19 protein-coding genes are annotated in these 24,400 nt (G+C 60.4%); 4 read left to right on the forward strand and 15 right to left on the reverse strand.

The genetic code is table 11. The features are described from left to right. The first annotated feature begins 226 nt into the window (after window positions 1-226). Entirely contained in the window at window positions 227-1,090 is an 864-nt protein-coding gene (locus tag LHFGNBLO_RS00400) for a copper resistance protein CopC (protein ID WP_258600200.1), read from the forward strand. 387 nt (window positions 1,091-1,477) lie between these two features. On the opposite strand, the gene LHFGNBLO_RS00405 is transcribed toward LHFGNBLO_RS00400, so the two are convergent. Further along, the gene (locus tag LHFGNBLO_RS00405; protein ID WP_258600204.1) at window positions 1,478-3,049 is read right to left on the reverse strand and encodes an SUMF1/EgtB/PvdO family nonheme iron enzyme; all 1,572 of its coding nucleotides are present in this window, start codon (window positions 3,047-3,049) and stop codon (window positions 1,478-1,480) included. After that, the gene (locus LHFGNBLO_RS00410; protein WP_258600205.1) at window positions 3,049-3,474 is read right to left on the reverse strand and encodes a hypothetical protein; all 426 of its coding nucleotides are present in this window, start codon (window positions 3,472-3,474) and stop codon (window positions 3,049-3,051) included. The genes LHFGNBLO_RS00405 and LHFGNBLO_RS00410 overlap by 1 nt, the downstream gene beginning before the upstream one ends. Before the next feature lie 610 nt (window positions 3,475-4,084). Between LHFGNBLO_RS00410 and LHFGNBLO_RS00415 the strand changes: the two genes are divergently transcribed. After that, window positions 4,085-4,837 carry a hypothetical protein gene (locus LHFGNBLO_RS00415; protein WP_258600206.1) on the forward strand — a complete coding sequence of 251 codons (753 nt, stop codon included), beginning with the start codon at window positions 4,085-4,087 and terminating at the stop codon, window positions 4,835-4,837. On the opposite strand, the gene LHFGNBLO_RS00420 is transcribed toward LHFGNBLO_RS00415, so the two are convergent. From LHFGNBLO_RS00420 to LHFGNBLO_RS00435, 4 genes are all read right to left on the reverse strand, one after another. Then, window positions 4,834-5,262 carry an ASCH domain-containing protein gene (locus tag LHFGNBLO_RS00420; RefSeq protein ID WP_258600207.1) on the reverse strand — a complete coding sequence of 143 codons (429 nt, stop codon included), beginning with the start codon at window positions 5,260-5,262 and terminating at the stop codon, window positions 4,834-4,836. The two genes, LHFGNBLO_RS00415 and LHFGNBLO_RS00420, sit on opposite strands and share 4 nt — an antisense overlap. Continuing rightward, window positions 5,259-6,578, reverse strand: a complete 1,320-nt coding sequence (locus tag LHFGNBLO_RS00425; protein WP_258600208.1) for a hypothetical protein — start codon at window positions 6,576-6,578, stop codon at window positions 5,259-5,261. The genes LHFGNBLO_RS00420 and LHFGNBLO_RS00425 overlap by 4 nt, the downstream gene beginning before the upstream one ends. Further along, entirely contained in the window at window positions 6,575-7,264 is a 690-nt protein-coding gene (locus tag LHFGNBLO_RS00430) for a hypothetical protein (protein ID WP_258600210.1), read from the reverse strand. Before LHFGNBLO_RS00430 ends, LHFGNBLO_RS00425 begins: the two co-directional genes overlap by 4 nt. Window positions 7,265-7,374: 110 nt before the next feature. After that, entirely contained in the window at window positions 7,375-10,446 is a 3,072-nt protein-coding gene (locus LHFGNBLO_RS00435; RefSeq protein ID WP_319944160.1) for a CHAT domain-containing protein, read from the reverse strand. A gap of 300 nt (window positions 10,447-10,746) precedes the next feature. On the opposite strand from LHFGNBLO_RS00435, the gene LHFGNBLO_RS00440 reads away from it, so the two are divergent. Together LHFGNBLO_RS00440 and LHFGNBLO_RS00445 are read left to right on the forward strand one after the other, a co-directional pair. Next, a complete protein-coding gene (locus LHFGNBLO_RS00440; protein ID WP_258600212.1) occupies window positions 10,747-11,769 on the forward strand; it encodes an IS110 family transposase in 1,023 nt (340 codons plus the stop codon). Window positions 11,770-12,020: 251 nt separating this feature from the next. Beyond that, a complete protein-coding gene (locus LHFGNBLO_RS00445) occupies window positions 12,021-13,178 on the forward strand; it encodes an IS110 family transposase (protein ID WP_258599840.1) in 1,158 nt (385 codons plus the stop codon). Window positions 13,179-13,751: 573 nt separating this feature from the next. Here the strand turns inward: LHFGNBLO_RS00445 and LHFGNBLO_RS00450 are convergent. The 9 genes from LHFGNBLO_RS00450 to LHFGNBLO_RS00490 all read right to left on the reverse strand — a co-directional run bounded on the left by LHFGNBLO_RS00450 (window position 13,752) and on the right by LHFGNBLO_RS00490 (window position 24,314). Further along, entirely contained in the window at window positions 13,752-14,630 is an 879-nt protein-coding gene (locus LHFGNBLO_RS00450) for a S1/P1 nuclease (RefSeq protein ID WP_258600214.1), read from the reverse strand. Between the two features lie 305 nt (window positions 14,631-14,935). Continuing rightward, on the reverse strand, window positions 14,936-15,946 hold the full coding sequence (locus tag LHFGNBLO_RS00455) for an IS110 family transposase (protein ID WP_258600216.1): 1,011 nt from the start codon (window positions 15,944-15,946) through the stop codon (window positions 14,936-14,938). Window positions 15,947-16,024: 78 nt separating this feature from the next. Continuing rightward, window positions 16,025-17,128, reverse strand: a complete 1,104-nt coding sequence (locus LHFGNBLO_RS00460; protein WP_258600218.1) for a polysaccharide lyase — start codon at window positions 17,126-17,128, stop codon at window positions 16,025-16,027. A gap of 70 nt (window positions 17,129-17,198) precedes the next feature. Further along, the gene (locus LHFGNBLO_RS00465; RefSeq protein WP_258600219.1) at window positions 17,199-17,918 is read right to left on the reverse strand and encodes a hypothetical protein; all 720 of its coding nucleotides are present in this window, start codon (window positions 17,916-17,918) and stop codon (window positions 17,199-17,201) included. A 14-nt stretch (window positions 17,919-17,932) separates the two neighbouring features. Then, window positions 17,933-18,622 carry a hypothetical protein gene (locus LHFGNBLO_RS00470; RefSeq protein ID WP_258600220.1) on the reverse strand — a complete coding sequence of 230 codons (690 nt, stop codon included), beginning with the start codon at window positions 18,620-18,622 and terminating at the stop codon, window positions 17,933-17,935. A 75-nt stretch (window positions 18,623-18,697) separates the two neighbouring features. Beyond that, complete coding sequence (locus LHFGNBLO_RS00475) at window positions 18,698-19,528, reverse strand: DUF3616 domain-containing protein (RefSeq protein WP_258600222.1); 831 nt, start codon at window positions 19,526-19,528, stop codon at window positions 18,698-18,700. Between the two features lie 147 nt (window positions 19,529-19,675). Next, window positions 19,676-20,722: a DUF2278 family protein gene (locus LHFGNBLO_RS00480; protein ID WP_258600224.1), complete on the reverse strand. Its 1,047-nt coding sequence runs from the start codon at window positions 20,720-20,722 to the stop codon at window positions 19,676-19,678. A gap of 96 nt (window positions 20,723-20,818) precedes the next feature. Beyond that, the gene (locus LHFGNBLO_RS00485; RefSeq protein WP_258600225.1) at window positions 20,819-22,399 is read right to left on the reverse strand and encodes a hypothetical protein; all 1,581 of its coding nucleotides are present in this window, start codon (window positions 22,397-22,399) and stop codon (window positions 20,819-20,821) included. 10 nt (window positions 22,400-22,409) lie between these two features. Further along, entirely contained in the window at window positions 22,410-24,314 is a 1,905-nt protein-coding gene (locus LHFGNBLO_RS00490; RefSeq protein WP_258600226.1) for a hypothetical protein, read from the reverse strand. Window positions 24,315-24,400: the final 86 nt, after the last annotated feature.

The following is a 24,400-nucleotide window of genomic DNA, read 5'->3' on the forward strand; positions in this document are numbered from 1 at the left end:
CAATTGCTAGCGTCCGTGTCGGCACCGAGGTGGAGCGTTGGGTCGCTTGGTGCCGACTAACCGTCGCCTTTCTGCGGACGTCCACGCCCGTGCCGCCATCTGGAATGCAAGTCGGTACACGCGACCATATAGTCGAACAACCGACGGGCAGGGGGATGCTACAAGGCGCGGGCACCGTGTAGCGCGGAATTGGTGCGAAATCGACCTGGGTTGTGAAGGCATTGTGATGGCTAGCGAGAAGAAAATGGAGCTCATCCCAATCAGCGATAATCCTAGCCGATTTATCGTGCGCATCGCTGATCTCGATACGTCTATTCGACGGATATTTCCGTTGCAGCGGCTGCTCGACGTGGTCAGGTCGAGAGAAATGGCGTTGGTCGCGCCGCAGCTGTGGGATGATCCACGAGAAGATCCGGCCGCGCTTTGCATGCTGGACGGAACTCAACACATCCCGGGCAAGTGCCAGCGATCTCTGGCGACCTATCTGGCTCCCGCCTGGGCACAATGCTGGTCGCTGAACCCCGGTTCCGATACCTTACTGAGGGCGTACTCCCGCGTGAAGTTGGACCCGCAAACCCGACGCAACACGGATCGGGCGAATGAGGGCGTGACCGTGACAACCACGATCCGGCGTCTGCTGGCTGCTGCTGAAGGATGGCACGCAGTCGGCGCGGACGGCCATGTCGTGGCGGGCAGGGTCGAGTATCTGAATGACCAGCAAATCTGGCAGCGTATCGTGAACGTGTGCAACGGCGAGCACGGCCCCAAGTTCTTCTGTACCGTGCAGGGGCGCGCGGAGGCACTCCTGTGGAAGCGGGACTACTTCGGTCATGAGCAGGAAATGCGTCTACTTCTGATCGGCCGGTCTTGGCGCCAAGATGAACCATCGCCGAAAGTTCGGCCCATGAAGATCGATCCCAATGCCTTATTCACTTCAATTAGTTTCGATCCGAGACTTCAACCTTTCGAAATGAATGAACGGGACGCAGAGTTGCGGGAGGCCGGTTATTCAGGCGAAATCATCCGCGATCACAGCTATCAGAAGATCCTCTCCTTGCTTGTCATGTTGCGCGATTGGTCCGCTCCATAGCGGGAGCAACAGCACAACGTGCCGCATGGCTATGCGGCGCGGGCTATCGCGGACATTGAAGTCGCCACTGCCATTGCCCATCACAAGGCGACGTCCTTCCCGGGAAGGACAGCGGCAGCGCGACACGCATGTCACGAGTCACAGCTCCCTCACCAAGCCCCAATCACAGATTTCGATCATTGTCCGAACAAAGGCTACTCCAAACCAACAGATGTCGCTGTCTCAATGATCGTTTTGCGCCCAATGCAGGTCGTTCGACCGTTTCTGCTAAAATCCTGCAAGCGAACGTTCGTCTGGGCATCTCTGGTCCAACCAGGTAGTCAGGGACGGGGCTTTGCCGACCTAGAATTCAAACCCGAGTGATCGGGTGGTGTCTCCGACCAATCTTTAGGCCGTTGCCGGAATGCCGTAGCCCTCCAGCGATCGACGCGGCGACCTCCGAAGTGCGGACGACGCGCGGGCTCGAATCTCGGTCGGCATGGCGTCGAGATCGATCAGGGCAGCGAGCCGGAAACCTAGATCGTAGTGCCGAGTGTATGAGCTTTCTTCGAGCACGCCTACCGCAAGGACCGGGCGAATAACGCCGAGATCGTCAAGAAATCCACCGCCGCGCAATTCCTGATTTCGCTCACGCCAGTTCGGAGCGGCATCGACACCGAGCGCGATATCGCCCCCCGTAAAGTCGGCACTGGTCCATTCCCACACATTGCCGAACAGGTCCCTTGCCCCATAACGGTTTGGCTGCCTCGACGGATCATCGACGGCCGATGGCGCTTTTGCCTTATGGTGGATATCTTCCCGGAGCCAAAGGCGCTTGTCGAACGACGGATAGGGATGGCCAAATGCGGCCATGTCCCAAATGTCGGGGGGCGCGACTGTTATGTGTAGGCGGGGTCCGTTCTTCCGGCTCAACCATGACGCATATTCCATCGCATCCTGCAGACTGACACAAACGACAGGTTTCTCGGGTGCGGAGAAATCCGGATGACGCCAGGGTTTGAAGCCTTCGATCCAATAATCGGGACCGTCATTGTTAAATGACCTCCCGCGAGGCTGATGATGGCGGGTGCCTTTGACGAACTCGCGATATTGGCCGTTGGTCACGGGAGTCGTTCCGATCAGCCAGATTTGATGGCCGCCTTCCTCTAGGAGGCGAACCGGGACGAATTTATGCCCATTCGCACCCGTAACTTCAACTCTCGGCCAGTCCGTCGGATCGCGCGTAATGTACAAACGACCACGCTCGCGGCCATAGATGAAGGGGACCGGTACAGCGTCCTCGACGTCGCGATTGCGCTCGCGCGCCTGAAAAGTCAGCCACTCCTGCAGGTCCCGGAGGTCGATCGCGCCGTCGCCGTCGACGTCACCGGCCATCGTATCGCTCTCAAGGGCGTCGCATATTGTGGCGCTCAAAAAGCTGCCACCGAGCTCGTCGAACTCGCGAGCCTTTTCTAGCCGGTCGCTCGCCAGTAAGGCCACGAAGGACGCTGCTTCGGCATCTTCTCGGCTTACCATCGCCTTCATGTCAACCTCGACCTGGTCCTTGAACCGGCTGTCGGCGAATACCATGCCGGCATGGCAGCAATCTAGGATCAGAAGCTTGTGGCGCGCCTTGCAGAACCGCATCGACCGGACGATCGAGTCAACATGCATGGCCGAGGTCAGGGGCTTTTCCGCTGATGTCTCGTCGAGCATGAGCAACAATGCTGCGCGATCGATGAACCCATGTCCGGAAAAATAGACGACAAAGGTGTCAGCGTCGGTGCAATTTTGTGCGACCTCGTCGATCGCATCCTCAATGCCGTTGCGCGTACAGCCCTTGCCGAGCCGCCTCACCGAAAAGTTGCAGCGCTCACTCTCCAGAGCTGCCGAAAACCTTTCGGCATCGCTTTCCGCGTAGCGCAAGGAGCCGGCGGTTGCAGGACCGTTTGACGCGAAAGTGACCGCGTAACGCGCCATTAGTTGGACTCGAAAGAAATCTCGATGCCGAAGCCCTTCACGACGACCTTGTCGGCGCCGACATTGCTCCGCTCGGTCTCGCGCCATTCCATGATCGGGTTACCGTTAGCGTCGAAGGCTGACTTGTCCTCAGCATCCTTTACTTGAACTAGCTGCCGCTCGCGAATGACGGGCGTCTTGCCCGAGATATTGCGGATGAGTTCGCGCAAAAGCGGTGTCGCAATGGCTATGGCGGCAGCTGATGCCAGGATAATGGTAGCCGGCTCCTTATGACCTAAGCCCACAGTTGCGGGATCCTCCCCGAGGGTGATCCGTGCATCAACTTTCGCCTTGGCGAGAAGTTCAGCGATGTCAATGTCGTTGTCGGTGAGAAAAGCCGCGACCTGCGGCGAAAGTGACAGATAGACGCGATCCTGCCCTTCCATGAGCGCTCCCCTCGAACGAAATACGGCCCACAGTCATACGCGAAATGATGCATGAGGCCGTCCAGCACAAACTGCTTCACGAACTCTATCACAATGATCGCGCTTTGTCGCATTCCGAGGAACCTGGAGAACCGGCAAATTCATCACGAGATCTGACCGATCGCGCGCCAGCCTTGTCGCACAGCAACGTGCCGTTCGGATTGTCAGCTTCCTCCCTTTGCGCAGATAAACCTGCCGGTCGCTAACGGACATAGGCGGCCGTGCAGCAACGCGCCCCATCTAAGCCATTCACGGCTGCGCTCGTTGATCCCAAAAGTCGCTCTTCGTTAATCCGCGCTGCCAAGTTCGTCAGACTGGTTCCGAACACTGGCGATAGTCCGCTTGCGAGAGATCGTGAGGCAAGATCCGACTTGCGGCCGAAACGAGACTGACGCACGATTAAAGACGTTGCAGAACCCTATCGCGTCCCGGTCTGCTGTGACGCTGGACGAATCGAGCGACGCGGTCAATCCAGGTGCCGAAGTTGTCAAATTCCATCGTTACGTTAACGAACCAGTATCAATGACCGTGCCGACAATATGACCGTGCTTATTGATTTTGGAGACGAGCCATGCCGACCGATCAGCAATATGGGGCCAGCATCCGGAACGAGACGACCTTGTTCGCGAACTGGCCGCCCAATGCCCCGCGCGAGATCGGCGACTTCGGGCGGGTCAACGGCGCGCTGTTCGAGTTCTTCGGACATCTCAATCCCGAAGAAATCGAGATGCTGGGATCGCGGGAGAGCCCGTCGCCGGTGGGCTATGACATCATGATCAAGTCGACGCGATCGCTTAACGCGCACCTGTCTGCGGAGGCGAAAGCGAAGGTCGCTGACGGCAAGGCTTTGCTCGAGATCAAGTTCACGTCCGAGAAAGGCGTCGTCTTCGCCGCGCCGTCGGTCACGATCACCGAGATTGCCAGCCTGCAGGCGCTTGGCCACATGCTCAACAAACGGCGTCTTGAGGGCAATTGGGACACAGACCACGCCGTCGTCGTCCAGGTGAGCAAAGCGGACAGCGCGACGATCCTGCTGTCGAATCAGGAAGGCGCCGGGATCGACTTCGAGGTAGCTGCGAACGCCCCGGTCAACGCTCAGCTCGTCGCGAAGCTCGATGCCGGCGCGTCGGTGGTCGACTCGCGCGGCGTCGGTATCAAGATCATCGGCGAGGGCCCGCTGACCCCGCTGTTCAAGCTGGCCTATCTCAAGCGGCGGATCTTTGGTGACCCCAAAATCGTCTATCGCGAGGCGTTGGCACCAAATTCGCCCAACGATCCCGAAATCCACGAGGTCGACGACGAGTATGTGCTGGCCGTGCTCTAGGTCGCGCGGCCGACGATAAGACGTGCGCGTAGCTGCCGCACTACGGCATCGTCGATCTCAAACAGCTTGAGCTTACCCGGTGCGGGCACTGGCTCGGCCAGCCGCTCCGGTGACGACAGGATCCAGGCGAGCATGCCTGGCTCGTAACGTCCGGAACCGAGATGCTTGCTCCGCCAAAGCTCCCAGCGTGCGGCATCGATCGGAGAGATGCTTTCCAGCATGACGCGACCGACAAAGAAGCCGCGCGGGGGATTCGACACGCCCATGCGGCGATCGAGGTCCGGGTCGGCGGACTTCCCGGTATGGAGCCAAAAGCGACCCCGGTAGTCCGTGTCCCATGTGCGCACCTCGATTGTCTTGCGACCCTGAAGGATGAGCTCGGCCCAGGGCTGCCGGATACTCAGCGCGAGATTGGGATCGCTCATTTCGTGCGAGCCTTTCGCTGCTTGTTGCCGTTATTACTGCCGTGCGAGATGCCGAAGGTGTTGCAAAACTCGCCGGCGAAGCGACGCAGCACGCCTGCCACGAGCGCTTCATCCGGACCGTCCACCTCGTCGATCAGTGCCCGCGCCTCGGGCGCGAGATCGTCGATGAGCGCGGTATCATTTGGTGCGCTCAGCGCGATATCGATCAACTCCAGATAACCGCGAAATGTGATACCGACGACCGGATGCTCGCCATATCGCGGGTCTGTCAGGTCGAACGCATAGCCCGGCCAATCGGGCCAGGCTCCGGCCGCTGCTTCCATTGGCCGAGCCGTGCGGCGGACGATGCACGGTGTGCAGACGCCGCACGGCTGACCATTCGCCTTAACAAGACCGCCGACTTTCGGCTGGAACAGGTACCAGCAGGTCTCCGTCCGGCGGAACAACTTCTCGGCCCGCGCCGCGCCGAGGGCGGCGACCAGAGTCTCGCCAACCTCGCGTTTGGTGAGCGGCAGGAACGGGTTGAGGATGGTGAAGCTGCCGCCGAACACGGCGTCAAAGAGCTTGACGATCCGCCGGTGGGTTTCGGGATGGGCATGGCGTGTTGTGATGAAATTTCCCGATTGCGGCACCGCGGTACCTAGCACGCCATTTTCATATTGGACGATCCGTCGCGCGCCGTAGCTCTCGGCGACCGCGGCGCCGAGAGACAGGAACATGAAGGAGCGAATGAGATTCATTCCTTCCCTGCCGCGCCGCCCAGTTAAACGCCATTGCGTAGGCAGGTGATATCCAAGTTCGGCAGCCAATTCGCTCTGGAGCCTGGCCTGACCGTGATAGAAGGACACGAGCTGGATGGGGTCGCGTGCGCCTGCGTGCGAGCCGGCGCCGCTCAAACTGTCCATACCACCCGAGAACAGCGTTATCTGATCGACCTTCCGTTCGTCGGGCTCGGGGTGGATGAATTCGACGGCATCAGATCGCGCATAGAACGTCGGAATCCAGCGCGCGCGGTTCAAGAAGCCGAGGCAGGAAGCGAGCAGAGGTCCACCGGTCGAGGTCCAGAAGTCGGGATCGCGGACCGGGATATCCAGTTCCCATCGCACCGCAGGGTCTGTCGGGCGTCTGCGGATTTGGGATTCAATCCTGTAGATGGCACCAGCGAGGTCGATGAGATCGCGGCCCCGCGCGGACAGTTCGCGCGGACCGAATGGTCCGTGTAATGTCCATACGGGATCGGCGCCGAAGTCGAAGATGGCCTTGCGCAGCGGCAGTCCCTTGCGGACGCCATGGACCGTGCAGGTGAACTGGCTCATGGCGCTACCTTTGCGCGGAGCCGGGTTGACGTCCAATCGGGTTCGCCGGCCATGACCTTGACCATGTGCGGATAGCTTGCCTGAGGAATGTCTTGCCACGGCTTGTGGCGAAACTTGTTGGCGTAAGCCGCTACGATCGCGTCGGCCTGCGCCATAGCGAAATCGTTGAGATGGACGCGCGCGGCCTTGTTCAGGTTTTTACCCTCCAGACGCAGATTCTCGTAGAGAAACGATCCCAAAAACAGGTTCGAGGTGCGGGCAAATACGTCCACGCGTGTGGCGGCGAGGACTTGCGCCGCGTCCCCGCGATTGCGGATCGCTGGATCATCGCCGACGACGCGAAGCAAGAAATCGAGGATCGCCGCCTTGAGCGGTGCCTGCAATGCCGGGCTTACGGCATTGTCGCCGCTGTCGTTCGCGAGGACGCTGGCCAGGCGCGCAAGGCAGCCCGGGCCTCCGTCGACGCCGAAATCGCGTTCCACGGCATTCCAGCTCTTGTCCTGTACGAGCATGACGCTCAGCCGGAACATGGCCTCATAGGCTTTGGCGACGCCAGGATCGCTGACGAGGAATGAAAGGTAGTCGCGCTGCAGCTTTCCGTAGACCTTTGTGATCGCCTCGAAGGCAGCAACTCGGCCGGGATCTATTGAACTGAGCGCGCCGCCGCGCAGAGTGACCGAACCCATTCCGCCGCCAGCACCGCCAACTCCGCCTCCGCCCCCGCCAACTCCGCCTCCGCCATAGCCGCCGCTGCCACCGCCGCTGCCGCCTCCCGCACCTGAACCCGAGCTACCCATCAGCGCTTCGCCTCCCATGCCTTGTCGGGCGCGAAGGCATTCCGATTGGTCATCCACGACGTGACCCATTCAAAGCGCGCTGGCAGTTCCTCCCATAGGGTCTGGTCCTTGCCGGTCACGGCCAGTCCCGCCGATACCGCCATGATCCGATCCCGATCCGATCCGGCATCGAATGCCGGGTTGGCATCGAGGAGCGCGTGAGCGGCAAGAAGTGCAGCGATCGCGGGCCGTTTCAAGCCGCCATCGAGCAGCCGGTGCGCCGAGCGCAGGTGCCCGTCGATCAAGACCCGCGCAGTCCAAGCATGGCGTTGAAAGCGTGCTAGCGCCGCTGCGCGTTCGGCCCATCGCCCGGAATCATATTCCGCAACGGGTTGTTGGTCGATGTCTCGCCAAAACAAACGGGCTTCGGCGATGGCGACGAGCATCAGATGGTTCGTTGCTAGTCCGACCGATTTCGCTTGGCGAAAGAAGCCGGTGGCGGCTTCCTCGTCATGGCGCCGTACTGCGAGGCGTCCGGCGACATATTCGAGCTCGGCGGCAACCGGGTGCGCGGTGTTGGGCGGTAGGCTGTCGCGAGCGACGGATAGATTGTCGGCCGCCGCATCGAACAATGCGGCAGTGTCGGCAGCGCCATGATCGGCGAGCATCATGCGCGCTTCAGCGAGATTGCGCAGCGTGATGGCCTGATCGAGCCGGCTATGGGGTAAGGTCTGCCAGCTCGCGTAGACCATCTCATATTGCGGAATTGCGGCAGCGGCGTTGCCGTCGAGGAAATGGGTGAGCCGAGCAAGGTCGTGCTGGACGCGGAGGCGCGTGGGCTTGACCATGTCTTCAGGTTCGTGCTGGAGCACGGCGAGCGCATCTTCGAGTTGCGCCCGCGCCCGCTCCTTCGATCCCATGGCTCCGGAAGATTTTTCGACTTCAGCGATCAGCTCGCGTTTGTTGGCCTGCGCGACGGCATCGAGTTGGTCATCATCCGCAATATCGAGCCAGTCCTTCGCTTCGGCCGGCGAACCGATCATGAGATGCGCCCAGCCGGCCGAAATTTTCCAGCCTTCGTCGATTTCGCGATAATCGGCTTGGTCGAATACATCGAGAAGCGCGCCAGCCCGACGCTCACGGCGATAGCGCTCCATGAGTTGCTGCGCGGCGGTCGACAATGCTGTGGGGTCTCCGCCCGATTTCGCGTGATGCAGCCGGGCCTTGAGGAGGGCTTCGTTGGCCCCGTCATCGATCTTTGCACGGGCAACCCCGCCATCCAGCATCGTGAAGGCGCAGCGATGCGCCGCAATCAATTGTTCTGGGTCGAGCCGGTCAACGAACGATGCGGCGCGGGACAGCGGCATCACGCAGCCAGCTCGAGTTTGGATGAGAAACCCAGCCTGCTTGAGGGCTTCGACTTGCGCAGCATCGATCGCGGCGAGATCAGGCTCGGCAGCTGGGAATGCGAGCACCGCCAGAGCCGGCGCAAGCGGATGTAGAAGCGGATCGAAGTCGGCTTGGCGGGTGGCGACGGTCAACTCCTCCACTCTCCATTCGTCGTCGGCGGCATCCGCCGGAAAGCTTCCCGCGAGAACGATCGCGGCGGCCGCGCCGTGACGCAGATCGTCCCAAAACCATGCGTCCTTTTCGGGTGGCTCGAGCAGCGCGAGGGTCACTGTCTCATGACTGCACAGGGCGTGCCAACCGGAATCCGGATCTTGGCCGATGATTGCTGCGAGTTCTCGCAAGTGACGATCAGGATCGTCGAAGCCGTCTGTTTGACGCAACAGGCGGTTTGCCCAATCGCGCAGGACGTTGCGCGCTGAGCCGCCGCGAAAGTCGAGTGCCAGCACCATTTGATGGCCGATCGCCTGCTGGCCGAAGACTCGGCCTAGCCATTCCGATCGGACTTGGAAGGCGCTGGCTGAGCGATTGACCACCCAGATACGGCGGTATTGTGCCCAGATGTCAGTCTGTGCCAAGCCCTTTTCGTCGAGATCGGACGGCAGAAGATCTTGAGGAAGGAGGCGCCGAGCAAGACTTTGCCGTTGTATCGGTGCTGCAGCGTCGGACCACGTAGTGTCCTCGGCTGGTGCATCGACGCACCACACGACGGGGCAGGCCCAATCATCTCGCTCGGCTGCCGGCAGCTGTTTCGTCATCAGCTCTGCGCGCGCGCGCGCGACCGCATGGTCGAGCGGCCGGCCTGCCGCGATCGTCCCGAAAACGGTTGCCGCGAAATCAGGCGCAATGTCGTCGGCAAGTGGACCGAGATTGGCGAGAACCGCCGACACGCCAGTGGTCGCAAGCGCCGCAACGAACGGCGGGGCAGCGCGAGGCGCTGCGAAGCGCTCATTCATGCCAGTTTTGCAGGCCCAGAGTACGACATACAAAGGAACGTTGCCACTAGTCTGGGCGGCTTCGCCGACCGCAGCCGCAAGGGCACAGGGGTTTAGCCAATTTCCGTCTGCGAGCAGGAAGCCGGCGGGGTCTTCTGTCGCATGGCCGCTTAGCCATAAGATGGTGGGTTTAACTTCCACCAAGGTCGCGACGAGGTCGGTCAAACCGATTGCTCGTGCGTCAATCGGGCATACGAGCCTTTGGGCTGCCGCATCGAGATTGGACCGGGCAAGCGTCAGTGCAGCGAGTTCGGCTGCGAGGTCGAGTCCCTGGAGGCCTGCCGCAACTTCTTGTCCCTGGATAACGAGCACGCGCAGCGGGGCTCCGATTTCCTGCGGCGCAACGGCCGCTGATTGGCCAGAGACGAGCCTGACCATCGCCACATCAGGCCAACGTGCCTGGTCCAGAGCCCAAACCATCGATTCCCAAGGTCGCTCCCAATGTTCGGCGGGAGTTTGGATTAAAAATCGGCGGACTCCTGGCGCATCGCCGCCACATGCATCAGCCCACCAGCCCAAATAGTCCGGCGATCTCGCCAATTGGCGGTAGAGGTCCGTGGCGCCGGGCCGGAGGATTGGAGGAGCAGCGGCAAATGCTTCTGCGTCGAAGGGGACATGGCGTGATTCTTCGCCTCGCGTTACGTCCCAGCCAGCGTCAGCACGCCATGTAAGCTTCGTTGGCATCCTCATGGGAGATGGTTGTAACGTGTCTGCCAGCTAAGTCATCTCGGTAATGCTTCCGCGTTGCAAACACCCTCGATGGTCCATCGCGGGAGCCGATAGCTCAAACCCCAAAGATAGTAGTTCTCAAATCGTCGCGCAGCAAAATGACTCTTCGATACTTCGGTCTTGAGCAGTCGAGGCCGCGATAGGTGGAAAACGACAGCTATCAAGGTTAGCCAGAACCTGCCAGTCCGCTCCTGATGCTGTGGACGGCTCTCCTCCGCCTCGCGCTACAAATCGCGAGGCTAGAGCTGGAGGAGTGCTGAGATGGAAAACGTTACGACGATTGGTCTGGATATTGCGAAGTCAGTGTTTCAAGTCCACGGCGTGGGTGCGGCGGGCGAGGTTCTCGTTCGCAGGAAGCTGACTCGTGGGCGCGTGCTGGCATTCTTCGAGAGCTTGCCGCGATGCCTTGTCGGGATCGAGGCCTGCAGTTCCTCGCATTATTGGGCGAGAGAACTTACTGTACGTGGCCATGATGTGCGGCTCCTGCCGGCACAGTATGTGAAGCCATATCTGAAGCGGCAGAAGAACGATGCGGCCGATGCTGAGGCCATCTGCGAGGCCGTGACCCGGCCGACCATGCGCTTCGTGCCGGTGAAGACGCCGGAGCAGCAGAGTGTGATGATGTTGCACCGGGTTCGGTTGATGCTCAACCGCCAGCGTACCCAGCTATCGAACGCGTTGCGGGCGCATCTCTCGGAGTTCGGTATCGTGGCGCCGATCGGGCGGGGCGGGATCGAGCAGCTGCTTGCTGTCATCAACGACGAGAACGACCCGAGGGTGCCAGCTGACGCACGGCTCTGCCTGCAGATGCTCGAGGCGCAGCTCATGGTCGTGAAGGCGCAGATACTCGAGAATGATCGAAGGGTCCGGGCGAGTGCGAGAGAGACCGAGCTTGGCCGCAGGTTGATGGAGATACCAGGCGTGGGCCCGTTGCTGGCGAGTGCGTTCGTGGCGACCATCGCCGATGCGCACGCTTTCAAGTCGGGGCGCTGCCTCTCGGCCTGGATCGGGCTCGTGCCGAAGCAAAATTCAAGCGGAGGCAAGGAGAAGCTCGGCAGCATCTCCAAAGCCGGCAATCGTTACTTGCGCCAGATGCTCGTGGTCGGCGCGATGGCGGTCATCCGTTATGCCGAGCGGAACGGGACTAGGCGGCCATGGCTCGTGCAGCTGATGACCCGGCGAACGGCCAAGGTTGCAGCGGTTGCGCTCGCAAACAAGACCGCCCGGATGGTCTGGGCGTTGATGACAAGCGGCGAGCGCTACAGGGAGCCGGTCATCGCATAGAACGAGACAGGCGAGCGAACGTCGACGAGGTTGGAAAGGGCGGACAGGAGCTAATGCACGAAGCCGGTTGATACCGCCGGATCAGGAGAACCCACTTGGGCCGTGCACTTCGAGTGCGAGCTTCCGATCGGGACCTGAGCCGCGCGAATGGCATTATGGCCAGCGGCACATAAAAGGCCGCACCTACAGATCCCATGATTTGCGGCGCAGGCAGATTAGACTGCGCCATTTCAAACTCTGGAGGCCTGATCATGTCGCAATCATTCAACGGCGCAGAAGTTGTCCAATACGATCGTACGCTCGTGCTGGCTATCGAACTAAGCAACAAAAACTGGGTTTTGGCCGCCCAGGTGCCCGGCCTGCCGCAGACCAAGGCGAAGCGTGCCATTGAGCCAGATAAGCTTGCTCTTCAGTCCGCAATCGATGGCTATCGTGCTCGTGCTGCTGCTGCCGGCCACCCGGTAGATCGGGTGGTTGCGACCTACGAAGCTGGATGGTCCGGGTTCTGGCTTGCCAGATGGCTGATTGCCAAAGGCGTGGAGGTCCATGTCATCCAGCCTTCCAGCGTGCCCGTCGATCGTCGCATGCGTCGCGCAAAGTCGGACGGGATCGACGCCGAGTTACTGCTGCGTACGCTGCTGGCGTGGCTTCGCGGCGAACCGCGCGTCTGCTCCATGGTACCGATCCCTGACGAAGCCGATGAGGATGCACGGCGCTCTGTCCGCGAACGAACAGAGCTCGTGTCCGAACGTGTCAGCCTTGCCAACCGGATCGGTGCTGTCCTCGCGACGCTCGGCGTCGAGGATTACAACCCGCTCCTGAAAAACCGCCGGCGGCGTCTGGCCGACCTTCGTACCGGTCTGGGTGACCCAATGCCACCTCACGCCCTCGCCAAGATCGAACGGTTACTGAGCCGGCTGGAGCTCGTTCTCGATCAGATCGCCACGCTGGAACACGACCGCGATGCGGTAGCGGAGGTGCCCGCTTCGGATGATGCCAGTCGGATGATCCAGCAGCTGTGCAGTCTCCGCGGTATAGGGGTGCAGAGTGCCACAATATTGGTCCGCGAGGCCTTCGTCCGTCGCTTCGCTAATGCCAAAGCGCTCGGATCTTATGCAGGTCTTACTGCGACGCCTTACAACAGTGGTGGGGTGGAACGCGAGCAAGGGATCGGAAAGGCCGGGAACCGGCGGCTTCGAACGGTGATGGTGGAGCTGGCCTGGCTCTGGCAACGCTACCAGCCTGGTGCTGCCCAGGTCGCCTGGTTCCGGGAACGCACCGGCTCTACTGGCCGCCGCGTCCGCAAGGTCATAGTGGTCGCCCTCGCTCGCAAGTTGCTGATCGCTCTGTGGCGCTTTGCCGTCGATGGTGTCGTACCCGAGGGAGCGACCATGAAGCCCGCCGTATAATAATTATCGAGATCGGGCAGCTCTGCGACGGCAAAGCAGCCCGGTGACCGAGGGAACGTCGCCGTTGTCCGGCGTGGTGCTTCAGTGCCGTCTTCACAGAGTGGTGCCGTTCCTTTGGAGCTCTCCCGTCCCGAATGCGGGACAGTGGTTGGGATATCATCCCGCCGGATGTGAGGTTAGCAGGCAGGCCCTGCAGGAAGAGAGCTCACCTCGGATTACACCCATGGAAAAACATTGACTGGAGAATCATCATGTGAGGTCGGATACATGGCCGCACCAACCAGCAACGGCAAAAGCTCAAAGAACCCCTTGCCAACGGAGAGCCGTCCATACACGGCCCTAGACGGTCGAGCAGCAATGCGCCTCCTTCTGGACGTTCGGACGGGCTTGATCGATGCCCGGCAATTCGCTCCGAGTTCTAAACCGACCAATCCATGAGCCAGCAAATAGGGAGAGCTTGTAAGCGGCCCGAGCGATCGGTTCAAATTCCACTCTCAGTGCTATTGAGCGCTCTCGGCACGGATCTTGACCGCTTGCGGGAAGAGGCGCAATCCCCGGCAAAAATTGTCTGGACTAATCTGCCAGAGCCTTGTTGAGGATCGAAGCCAGCCGTACACCGCCGCGGGCCAATTGCTCGTCCGCAATGATCAACTCTTCCTTCAGCTGCGACTTCGAGAGCGTCAGGTCACCTGGGATCAGGCGGTAGGCTTTGACGGCTGCTGCGTGGCATTCGTTCGCCCATCCTTCAACATCGCCCGCAGCGATCGCGGTCTCGTCCTTGCCCTTCAACCACTCCTCCTCGAGGTAGTTGGTGTATTCGCCCCAGTTCCAGTGGCCGTCGGTCAGTATCAGGCTGTCCCACACCTTGTGAAAGTTGGTCCGAATCTCGCCTGGTGGCTGGTGAGGTCCTGAATAGAAAACGTGCCAGCCGTTGCCACCGGCGTCGCCGTCACGGTGCGCGCAGTGCAGAGGCTGGCTGAGATCGCCGACTAGATGCACCACGAATTTGAGGGCCTGCAGCCTCTCTGCCGTGGTCGCTTCGTCGGTTGCCGGCTTCGAAAGCTTATCGATCTGCTGCTTCAAAGCTTCGACAAGGCAGGTGCCGAACGGGTCAGTGGCTTCGGGACAATCCCGCTTGGGGTCGTAGCGCACGTCCTCAGGCTTTATGCCCGGCACGTTGATGGGGATGTCGACAAAGTGCCAGTTGGTCGTATTTTTGTTCCCATCTCGATAGTCGTCGGCAAAGCTCGCTATGCTTGCCAAGGAAAAGGTTCCCTTGAGCGCTTTTTCGTATTCCGAGTGCAACAGATCCTGGACGCGTTTGGCCACACTTTCCGAAAGTCGGTGTTGTGCGATCTCGGCAACGATCGAATGACCATCCTCACCCCAAGCAAATGCCTGGGTACTGGAGAAGAGCAAAAAAAGGGCAGCAACGCTCGGGCGGGGTTTCATCGACGACCTCTGAAAAATTTGACGCGACTTCACTATTGGACCGAGACCACCTCAATCCGTGTATGGATGGCTCCTGCGGGTCAAGGGTATCGGGTCGGGTTTGGTGAACAGGTCGGTTGCGGCCATGTATACGGCGTCTGAATGTGCAACGGGATCGCTGCGCGCCCTGATGAATATCCGCTTGGAGAACAGGTCCCACTCAATCGAGCGCGCTCGAGGCGCTTCGGATTGATCGGGGTGTCCTGATTCTTCGTCTCCGTTTGTTCGCCATCACCTCACTTTGCCCTGACCATTCCGAGAGCCTGTCAGGCTGCCTGCGGCTCGTAACGCGATCCGTCCCTGAGGACGGCAAAGATTGTTCGTGCCATGCGATGTGCCAAAGCGATGGCGACGACCTTCGTCTTCTTTCGCATCAGCATGCTCGATAGCCAGTCCGAGCCCGGTTCGCGCTTGAGTCTGCATCTGAGCATGATCTGCGCCATGGCGCCCAGATACAGCAAGCGTCGGATATAACGATTGCCCATCTTCGAGATCCGGCCCACCCTTTGCTTGCCGCCGGTGGAGTGCGGCTTGGGAGTGAGGCCGAGCCAGGCGGCATAGTCCCTCGCGCTGCCGAAATTGTCGACATCCGGCGTCGTCGCCGCGATGATCGTCGCCGACAGCATCCCGACACCTGGGATTGTGGCCAGACGCTGGCTTGTCTCGCTTTGCGCGTAGGTCTCTTCGATCTCGTCGGTCAGCCGCTCGATCCGCTTGTCCGTCTCGGCCAACTGATCGAAGAGCAAACTCACAGGCATCCGAGCTACTTCCGGCAGTTGATCCAGTTGCTCCTTCAGTCGATTGACGTTCTGCGCGCCCTTCGCCGTGATGACGCCGAACTCCGTCATGTGGGCTCGGATCGCGTTGCCGATCTGCGTGCGCTGGCGAACCAGAAAGTCTCGCGTGCGGTGAAGAACCAGAACCGACGAGCAGGCTTCGCTCTTGATGGCGACAAACCGCATGGAGGGCCGCGTCACAGCCTCGCAGATGGCGGCCGCATCGGCCGCATCCGTCTTCCCACGCTTCACGTAAGGCTTCACATAGGAGGGCGGCATCAGCCGGACGTCGTGCCCCATCTCCTGAAGCCTGCGCCCCCAGTCGTGAGAACCTGCGCAAGCCTCCATGCCGATCAGGCATCGTGGACGCTTCTGGAAAAACGCCAGCAACTGGCTGCGGCGAAGCTGACGGCGTACGAGAACCCGACCGGTCCCGTCGACACCATGGATCTGGAAGACACTCTTTGCGAGGTCGATACCAACTGTGGCAAGTTCTGACATGGATGGCTCCTTTGCTCGGGACGACAACATCCCAACTATGGCGCAATGCGACGCCGGGAGCAGGAGCCATCCACACCATCAGTCGATGTCCATTGCATCGATCGAAGGGATGTAGTCGCGGTATTGGCCCATCTTGAATTTGGTTCGCGAAACCTTGCCGGGCATGGGCTTGTAGCCAATCTTCCCGGCCACTCTCACGATGAAACGCCCGTCTGCAAAAACCTCCAGCGTCGCAGGTTTATCCCGGCTCATCTGAACCTGATATTGCATCTCGACCCAGTTGCCTTTCGGCGACGGCAGGACGGGGTCGTTTCCGTACTCCAGTTGCAGGTCGGCGGAGCATTGCGCGCCTGCGTCGCTGAGGCGCGTGGATTTGCAATCTGTCGCGGGGCCGGGTTCCGACGGCCATTTCGAGCCGTCCGGCAGCAGGGCCGAAGCGATCCGGCAGCGACAGTTCTCGTCCTGGACGGTTATGTGCAAAACCCCATCGTCGAAGCGTTGCGCGACGACCGGACTTGGGTCCCATTTTTCCTCACCCGGCTGCGTTTTGTAGTCCGGGCTGATCGGTTCCTGCTTCCACTGCGCCGTCACCCACCGGATCGAATTCTTTTCATCAAAGATGGTCGCAGGCATGCGGAAGCGAAACTTGTAAATGTATGGCTTGTCGGAAGGTCGCGCGTAGGGCGATTGGAACTTAATTTCCTGGCGCTGGTAGCATTCGTTTTCTTCACCGGCGGCGAGCGCCTGCTGCCAGATATCATCGGTGCAATAAGGGCTGCCATGAGATTCCGTCAGCGCCATAAATGGCACGAGTTTTTGCTCACCGAGAAAGCTCGGACCCAAGAACTCCGGGGTGTCAGGCTCTTCCGTGAACGCCGACTGCCCTGGAATTAAACTGAACATCGTGATCGGCTTCCCGCACTCATAATCCGGGTCGTCCGTACGGCAAACATTCCCTCCCAGAGAATTCAGGTCCACCGCGATCCGCGCGATACGATCGCCAGATTGATCGGGATCATCAAGGAATTCAATCGGCGCCTCACTCAGGTTGATCTGGCAAGGGCACCACAAAGTGGTATCCAGCTCCGCACTCCCAAAATCGTCGGACCACTTTTCTCCTGCCAAGGCCGGCAACACTGAGAGAAACGCAAACCAGAAAAGTACTCCAAAAGAAATATTCATTGGTCTTCCCCCGTAACCCGCACAGTCGATCACCAAATAACGTAATTATAAGTGGCGTCAATCTTGGACATTACTGGCCCCGCCATACGACGTACAGACCGCGCAACGTGACGAATACCGCGAACACACTCAACAGCAACATGACAATCGGCTGGACGAGTGGAAAGAAGGTTGTCGCGTCTTTGCAAGCGTCTTGTCCAGCAACTTCGCCAGCCAGCCGATAATAGTCGCCGAAAGTCCGTCCGAAGTTGGCGTCTGGTGGAAGGCGGAAGAAATCACTCTCTCCGGCGGCCAAAGGAAGCCAACCACCTTCACCAATTTCAGTGCAAAGCTTACCCTCGCCAAGGAATACGCGCCAGAAATGCCCCAGTGCAAAAAGGGGCAGGATCGAGAAGAAAATGTAGGCGCAAACCTGACCTTTTCGTCCAAGTCCTATCGACGGCGAAGCATCCCAGAGTCGGAACGGATACCGCTCGTGCCAGGTCGGACCTGTGCGAAGTGCATGTTCACGCATGACCGCAGCGTTGAGGATAAGCAAGATCGACAGGATCAGGATGCCCCACATCGCGACGATCGAGTCCAGCAGACCTGGCACGAACGAAAAGCCGACGACTGCGCTCAGCTTGGGGTCGATGTCCGAACCTTGAGTCTGGCCATGAGCGACAATGGCGAACAGGTTTGTCACCAGCGCGAGCGAGAGCCAGAGTTTCCGCGTTGTCGCAAGCGTAATCCCGTTTATCGGAAGATCATCGCTCGGTTGCGTTCCCGGGGCGTCCTGTTTCGAATTCATCGGTGTCACTCGCTTCAAAGGTTGAGCAATAGCCCGGCTACCGCCGGCAGAGCGCCTTCGACAACGAGACTGGGCTTGCCGTCGATCGTGACGAAACGAGCGGTGGAAAGGCTTACACCGAACGCAAGCACCGCCGGCGGTAACGCGAGGCTTGCACCGGGCGCAGACAGCGCCTCATCCAGAAGCGCGCCCACTTTGTCCCTTACCAGATCGTCCAGGTTTAACGCCTCAGCGGCGTGCCGCGTTATGTCGTTCGAGATGTTGAATTCCGCGATACGACCGGTGAGCGCGACCCGACCGTCCACCACCCTGGGTTCGAAGTACGCCACAATACTTCCATTTGAGCTTGGCACGAGTCCTGGGCTCACGTGAAAATGCACCTTGGCCCGGAGCGCCGGGCTTTCAATCGAGAGCAGTGTGCCGTTGTGCGTCAGCTTGCCGCCAAGATCGATATTTCGCTTTGTCCAAACGGCTCCGATCAAGGTGTCGACCTTTGCCACAAGGTCAGACAGATCAATCCTCACCACGACGGTGACGGGCTGCGCGGGATCACTTCTGCTTGCTGTGATGGCAATCGGGAAATTGATCTCAACGCCTTCGATAGTCTTCGAAATGGTGGCAGCCGGGAGGTCGACGCTTTCGGCGTATCCCGGCAAGAGTCCAGCGATCATCCAGAGGCATGCTGCGACGAGTCTAATGCCCATTCTCGCTCTCCACGGTGCTATGCCCAACGGCTATCGCCGCTGTTGTGCCGGCCTCACGGTCAATCTCAACGCAGCCTAGTCGATCGCCATCCAGTCTGCCTCATAGACACTACCCTCGATCCGGCTCTTGTCGGGTCTGTCATAGACGATCAGGTGGCCGGGCTTCCCGTTTCGCTCGAGACGGCTCCGGCTTTCCGGCTTTTCGCTGCCAGTCGGCCAATCGTAGAGCTTTTCGGGATGCTGGATTAGCGGGGTCATTTCCGGCTCCCAGCGATAGAGGCGAAACGGCCCCAGAGCGTCGCCCACCGGGCCGGCGATGATGAAAATGGCCTTACCGTTCCGGCTGAGGTCACGGATCGCCAGGCTGCCGAGATCAAGAAACGACAACCTGTAGCTTTTCACCTCCAGGTTCTTGTTGAGCCTGAGGTGAACGACGACCGCACTGTTGTCGAGCCGAGGACCACGGAGCCCGAGAAGCACTTCGTCTTCGGTTACGGCCAGGCCTTCGATATCGAGGCCGTTCTCCTTGCTTGGCAGACCGAGGAACGGTTTGAGATAGGCATCGCCGGCCAGCGCGCCGCGAATGGAACGCGGCCCCTTTCTAGGGGCGGTTTTCACCTTGCCTAAGCGCGACGAATTCTCCTTAAGCGGGATGCGCGCCAGCAGGTGCCGGCTCGGCCGAGCGCGGATCTCAGACCGGAGCTCATCCTTGTCGTCGGCTTCGGAGGCCAAGCGGACATGACAGTGCGAGCCGCAAAGCCAGAGTGCTCCCTGCGCGACATCGACCCTTCCAAGTCGAGCTCCGCACCGCCGTTGCTCTCCCCCGCACCGGGCCAGCGGGGGATCAACTCGTCGATCCGATATTGGCGGGTCAACACATACCCGTCTTCTCGCGCCACCAGGCACTCGAAGGTCCGGCCCTCGTCCGAAACCGTCCAAAGCACGCCGCCTCTAGCCGCCACCCCAGACAGATTTAGCAGCAGGTCCTCCGACGCGGCACTCGCATAGTCGAGCCACACGCGTTCTGACGATTTCTTCGCCATCGCGCGCCCGTCAGTTCTGGAACGGAATGGTACGGCCAGGCTGCTGGGCTTGTCCCTTGGTATAGGAAACCCCATGCACCTTGATGCCCCGCTGGTCGAGCAGGGTAATGATGCCGCCCTTGTTCGATAGCGCCACGGGCGCTGCGATCTGGGCGACCCGCGTCCCGCCGGCCTCGATCGTGCCAGCCAGCGCCATGCGCTGCTTCAGCTTGTCGGCGATCATCCACCCCGTCAGATCGACGGCGACATCGGCCGTGTTGAGCAGGGTCACGGTCTCGCGCTCCGGCGACTTCGTGTCATTCACATAGGCGGCAATGATCCGCACCAGTCCATCCGGCACCTCGAATGTCGGGATGTTGTCGCGCTCGATCGGAGTATGCGGTGCCGTCGGGTGCTCCGCGTCGGGAGCAAGGACGACGTTTCCCGTGGCGTCGTCTGTATGCCAGGCCTGCGTCTGGAATTTCAGGAAGATCGCCATCCACTGCCCCTCGTCGGGGAAATTGAACAGCAGCGCGCCATCCTGGTAGACGCCATTGTCCTTCTCGTATTTGCCGGGCGGATTGCCCTGGTTCATGTGGATGTCGTGAATGCCCCGGCCAGGCTTGAAGCCGAAAAACTTGTCGGCGGTGGCCGGCTCTGGTCCCCATGGCGCGCCAAAGGCATAAACCATAGCGTTTTCGTCAGACATGGCGCGCTGCACATAAGCGTCGATCTTTTCGTTCAGGTCGTTGTCGGGTCCCGCAGCGTCATAGGGCAGCGGTTGAAATTCCCACGGTTGGCCAATATTGCCGCGGATGAAGTCGATCGCCATGCCGCCCGGTGTCGATGACAGCTTGTGCAGCCCCGGATCGAGGCCGGCAAGGCTGTCGGTTATCGGGTGTTCGAACGGTGCGCGCACGAGGAACTCGACCTCGCTGCCATCGCCTGACTCGACATTGACGGCGATCCGGTGCTGTTCACCATTGGCCGATATGAGCACCTGGTAGTGCTTGTTCTTCTTGGTCCCCAGACGGTTGTTCGTGGGGCGACCCTTGAGTACGGCATAAGGTATAGGCATGCGGCGCATCCTTCATGAATCGACAGCCGGAAATCTGACGGCATCAACAGCATTGTCGGCACGTAGCCCGACCGTGCGTGCCGGTGCCGCAGCGGCCTACTGATCAAGAATCGTGTATTCGAAATAGAGATCGGTCGCGGATACGTTGGCGACGAATTTCCGCCAGTCAGTCTTGACGGCCCCATCTGGTGGCGTTGGGTCGAAATCGGTGTCCGACTTGAACAGCCGCCCGCTGGTTTTGGCCTCCAACTCCTCGCGGATGGCCTGGAGCGGATGCTCCCAGTGTTGGTCGTTTTCGTCCCACGCCCATTGGGTGTTGGCGGGGATAACGGCGACGAATTCCTTGGCGTTCGCGCCAAGGGCCATCCAGTCGAGATTGGCGTAGTCGCTGTTGGCCTCGCCCTTCAAAGTGGCATTGTGACTGCCGTGATGGCCGACCTTGTAGAAGACCGTCCGCGCCAACAGGTCCTGCGTGGTCACAGTCCTGGCCGACATATTGCCCTCGGTCGGGATCTGAAATGCCGCCCCGGCCCATGACATCCATGAACCATATTGGGCATCGCCCGGGAACAGCAACACCTTGCGGCTGTTGGCCAGCTCTATGGCCAAGACCAGGCTCGAATTGTTGAGTTCGGTGTTGATCTTGTCGGCGAACCACCCTGCCGCCGCCAGCCACTCGACATTGATGCGCCGCCATTCCTCGCCCTTTGGCGGAGCGAAATAGCCAAAGAATGCGGCGATCTCGCCGCTCCACTCCGGGCCGTTCTCCACCAGTTTCAGACCGGGCGCGAACGGGTCGTGGCTATCGGCAGCTTCGCCCAGGAAGCCGGGATCCGCTCCCATGAACATCCCGTCCAGACCGCCGCTGAAGCCAAAGCTCAGGCCGTGGCCGCGATCCGTCTTTTCATACATCCGCGCCTGCCCTGCCGCATCGCTTTTTGCGGGCTCGTCTTCATTGAGACGGTCGTCGCGCGGGGGACCCAATGGATAGAACTTGACGCCGCTCACTCCATCCAGAGCGAAAGGGGTTTCGTGCGGCGAGAAATAGCGCGGCTTCGCGACCTTGCCGGTCACATAGTCCATGCACTTGGCAACGCTAAGGCCCCGGACGATGGCGGCACTGTCGGCGGCGCCGAACACACTGCCGTCCGCAGGACCCAGCGCCTTCAGAAAGTCCGCGTCGGCGCCCTCGAATGCGAGCATCGCGTCAACGAATTTCAAAGTCTGGTCTACGTCCTCGCCCGCGGCGGCAAGCCCCGCCAGTCGCCGTCGCGCCGCCAAAAGCCGCATCAGCGCGGCAAGTTTCATCTGGCGCAATTGCTGCGCCTCGGTATCGTCCGGATTTGCGGTCCACCCCAGAAGCACCTCGCCGAACGTGATGTCATCGAACATCAGTTTCCCGCCAAGCTTGGCAAGAAACATGTTGGTGTGATCCTGGTGCTCATGCGTGATCAGCACCGCATGGATGTGCCCACCCGTCGCGTCCCGGATGTCGGCGATGACCTCCTCGATGGTAGCCTTGATCTCCGAACCTGGCTTCAGTCCGCAATCGATCAGCAGGTAAAACGGCTGGCCGGCATCGTCGGGCATAGCCAGCAAATAACAATCGCCGTGGCCCTGGCGATACATCCTGATGGTAATCCCGCTCGGCGGCGCCTGCAGTTGCGGTGCTGGCATCTTCGTCCCTCTAATCCCGATGCACGGCGGCGAACGGATTACTCACCCGTCCGGGCGCGACCGGCCCATGGAAGGCATTCTGCACCGAGACCGGATTGCTCAGCAGGAATTGCCGCAGTGCATCGAGTTCGCCGTCATCGCAGATATTCTTGTGGGTGCGCGCCACCCACCGGATATTCCGGGTCTGCTGATTGACCACCAAAGTGCAGCCGCGGCGGAAGATGAAATCACCCTTGCCGGCTGCGTCGCCGGTCGGCTTGGCGTCATCAGCTGCTTTCTGGTCCTTCTTGTCGAAGTAGCCCGCCCGGCGCTGTGTGATTTCGATGACCAGGTCAGGCACGAGGTTGGTTTTGCTGCCGCGCCGCAGTGCAGCACGCACCGAGTGCACCTCGAAAACCGGTCGTCCCTTCTTGATGCTGACTGTGCCCGGCACTTTTTCCCTCGTACCGGTGACGATACCCATTGCCTCGAGCAACCCGGCACGTTCCGGCCGCGCCAGCCATTCGTGCACCTTCCTGGCGTTGTCTTCCATCCGCTCATAGGCAGCTTTGCGGTCAATCTCGTTGTCGAGATCGGCCTGCATCCCCGGCGGCACGGCCTCTCCCAAGGAGGCATCACCCGCTTGCAGCAGCAAGCCTTCGAGCGAGACGTTGCGTGCCGCCCGCGGCCGGATGCCGAACAGCGAGAACGACTGCATCACTGCAGTGCGGTAGTTGTGCTCATCCGCCGGATAGAGATCCGCGTCGGCCGTGATGATGGCCTGGAGGTAATCGCCGAAGGTAACATTGACTGGCGGACAATAGTCGAGTGCCCGGATGCACATTTGCAGCACGTGCTCTGAAGTCTTAGCCGCCTCGTCCGCCAGGCGATTGACCAGATCGATATTGAGTTCTCCGGCCGGTAACTGGCCCGTCCCCTGCGAGGCAATGCGCAACAGGTCGACAATCCGGGATTTGTACATTTTTAGGAAGGCGTCGAACACAGCGGCGACCAGGATCGCGCCTCGTTCATGGGCTTCCGTGGCATCGCGCAGGTAGGTGGGGTTTGGCTTGTAGCGCTGCCAATTGCCCTCTTTGTCGGTGTAGCCCAGCGCATCGCGCAACGCCTCGCCGCGGCGCGTGGCGCGGCCGAACTGTTGCGCCAACTGCCCCAGCATGTTCTGCTTCTCGAGGTGACCGCGTGTGCGCCCGATCTGGTCTTTCAGCACGTCGGGATTGGAGAAATGCTGGAAGATCGCCACGATATCGGCAAATCCCTCATGCAGGCCGAGCACATCGACATTGGTTGACTCGGCAAAGCGCCGGTGCAGGCCGTCGAGCAAAGCGTGCGTTACCTCATGGGCGATGACGTCATGCGACAAGCAGGTGAAGACCGTGGTGCCGGGCGCGACGGCGGTGGAATCGGGAGGGACCTGAAAATAGCCGAACAATACGGCCTTCTTGTCGGGGTTGTAGTATGCATTGGCCTCGCGCAGGGCATGAGGATAAAGCCGCAGCCGAGGCACATACTCGTAGCTCTTGTCCGGCAGACGGCGCGGCGCCCACAATGCCGAGCGCCCCAGCGCGCGCTCGAACTTATCGATGGTGGTCATTGCCACGGCATAGACCATCTGCTGGTGGAATTGTGGATTGAGCTCCGAGGGGCTGAGTCCATCCTGCGCGAGAACGAAAGTCTCGTTGAGATCGACCGGAGCGTAGTGGCAGCCGCTCGCCGGGTCGTAGTCCACCACCTCCAGGTAATTGCCGACCGGTCCCAACATCTGCGTGCCGCTGAGCACGCCATCGATGATCGGATTGCTTTCCCACGGCACCATCAGGGTCAGTTCATTGAGCCCAACGGTTTCGTGCCGGGCGGCGAGACCCGGGTCGATGGCGTAGACACGCAGGCGGCGGAATTCGGGTGTGCGTCTGACCATGGATGCCCCCCCGTCGATCCAGTCGATGGTAATACTTTCATAGAACCGAGTTTGCTGCAAGTTAGATAATATTACTGTCATAATTC

Source organism: Mesorhizobium sp. AR10 (genome assembly GCF_024746795.1).
In the GTDB taxonomy this organism is placed as follows: Bacteria; Pseudomonadota; Alphaproteobacteria; order Rhizobiales; family Rhizobiaceae; genus Mesorhizobium.

Coding starts and splice junctions, on each gene's coding strand:
- LHFGNBLO_RS00400 (WP_258600200.1), top strand. CDS start 227: ATGGCTAGCGAGAAGAAAATGGAGCTCATCCCAATCAGCGATAATCCT.
- LHFGNBLO_RS00405 (WP_258600204.1), bottom strand. CDS start 3,049: ATGGCGCGTTACGCGGTCACTTTCGCGTCAAACGGTCCTGCAACCGCC.
- LHFGNBLO_RS00410 (WP_258600205.1), bottom strand. CDS start 3,474: ATGGAAGGGCAGGATCGCGTCTATCTGTCACTTTCGCCGCAGGTCGCG.
- LHFGNBLO_RS00415 (WP_258600206.1), top strand. CDS start 4,085: ATGCCGACCGATCAGCAATATGGGGCCAGCATCCGGAACGAGACGACC.
- LHFGNBLO_RS00420 (WP_258600207.1), bottom strand. CDS start 5,262: ATGAGCGATCCCAATCTCGCGCTGAGTATCCGGCAGCCCTGGGCCGAG.
- LHFGNBLO_RS00425 (WP_258600208.1), bottom strand. CDS start 6,578: ATGAGCCAGTTCACCTGCACGGTCCATGGCGTCCGCAAGGGACTGCCG.
- LHFGNBLO_RS00430 (WP_258600210.1), bottom strand. CDS start 7,264: ATGGGTTCGGTCACTCTGCGCGGCGGCGCGCTCAGTTCAATAGATCCC.
- LHFGNBLO_RS00435 (WP_319944160.1), bottom strand. CDS start 10,446: ATGAGGATGCCAACGAAGCTTACATGGCGTGCTGACGCTGGCTGGGAC.
- LHFGNBLO_RS00440 (WP_258600212.1), top strand. CDS start 10,747: ATGGAAAACGTTACGACGATTGGTCTGGATATTGCGAAGTCAGTGTTT.
- LHFGNBLO_RS00445 (WP_258599840.1), top strand. CDS start 12,021: ATGTCGCAATCATTCAACGGCGCAGAAGTTGTCCAATACGATCGTACG.
- LHFGNBLO_RS00450 (WP_258600214.1), bottom strand. CDS start 14,630: ATGAAACCCCGCCCGAGCGTTGCTGCCCTTTTTTTGCTCTTCTCCAGT.
- LHFGNBLO_RS00455 (WP_258600216.1), bottom strand. CDS start 15,946: ATGTCAGAACTTGCCACAGTTGGTATCGACCTCGCAAAGAGTGTCTTC.
- LHFGNBLO_RS00460 (WP_258600218.1), bottom strand. CDS start 17,128: ATGAATATTTCTTTTGGAGTACTTTTCTGGTTTGCGTTTCTCTCAGTG.
- LHFGNBLO_RS00465 (WP_258600219.1), bottom strand. CDS start 17,918: ATGAATTCGAAACAGGACGCCCCGGGAACGCAACCGAGCGATGATCTT.
- LHFGNBLO_RS00470 (WP_258600220.1), bottom strand. CDS start 18,622: ATGGGCATTAGACTCGTCGCAGCATGCCTCTGGATGATCGCTGGACTC.
- LHFGNBLO_RS00480 (WP_258600224.1), bottom strand. CDS start 20,722: ATGCCTATACCTTATGCCGTACTCAAGGGTCGCCCCACGAACAACCGT.
- LHFGNBLO_RS00485 (WP_258600225.1), bottom strand. CDS start 22,399: ATGCCAGCACCGCAACTGCAGGCGCCGCCGAGCGGGATTACCATCAGG.
- LHFGNBLO_RS00490 (WP_258600226.1), bottom strand. CDS start 24,314: ATGGTCAGACGCACACCCGAATTCCGCCGCCTGCGTGTCTACGCCATC.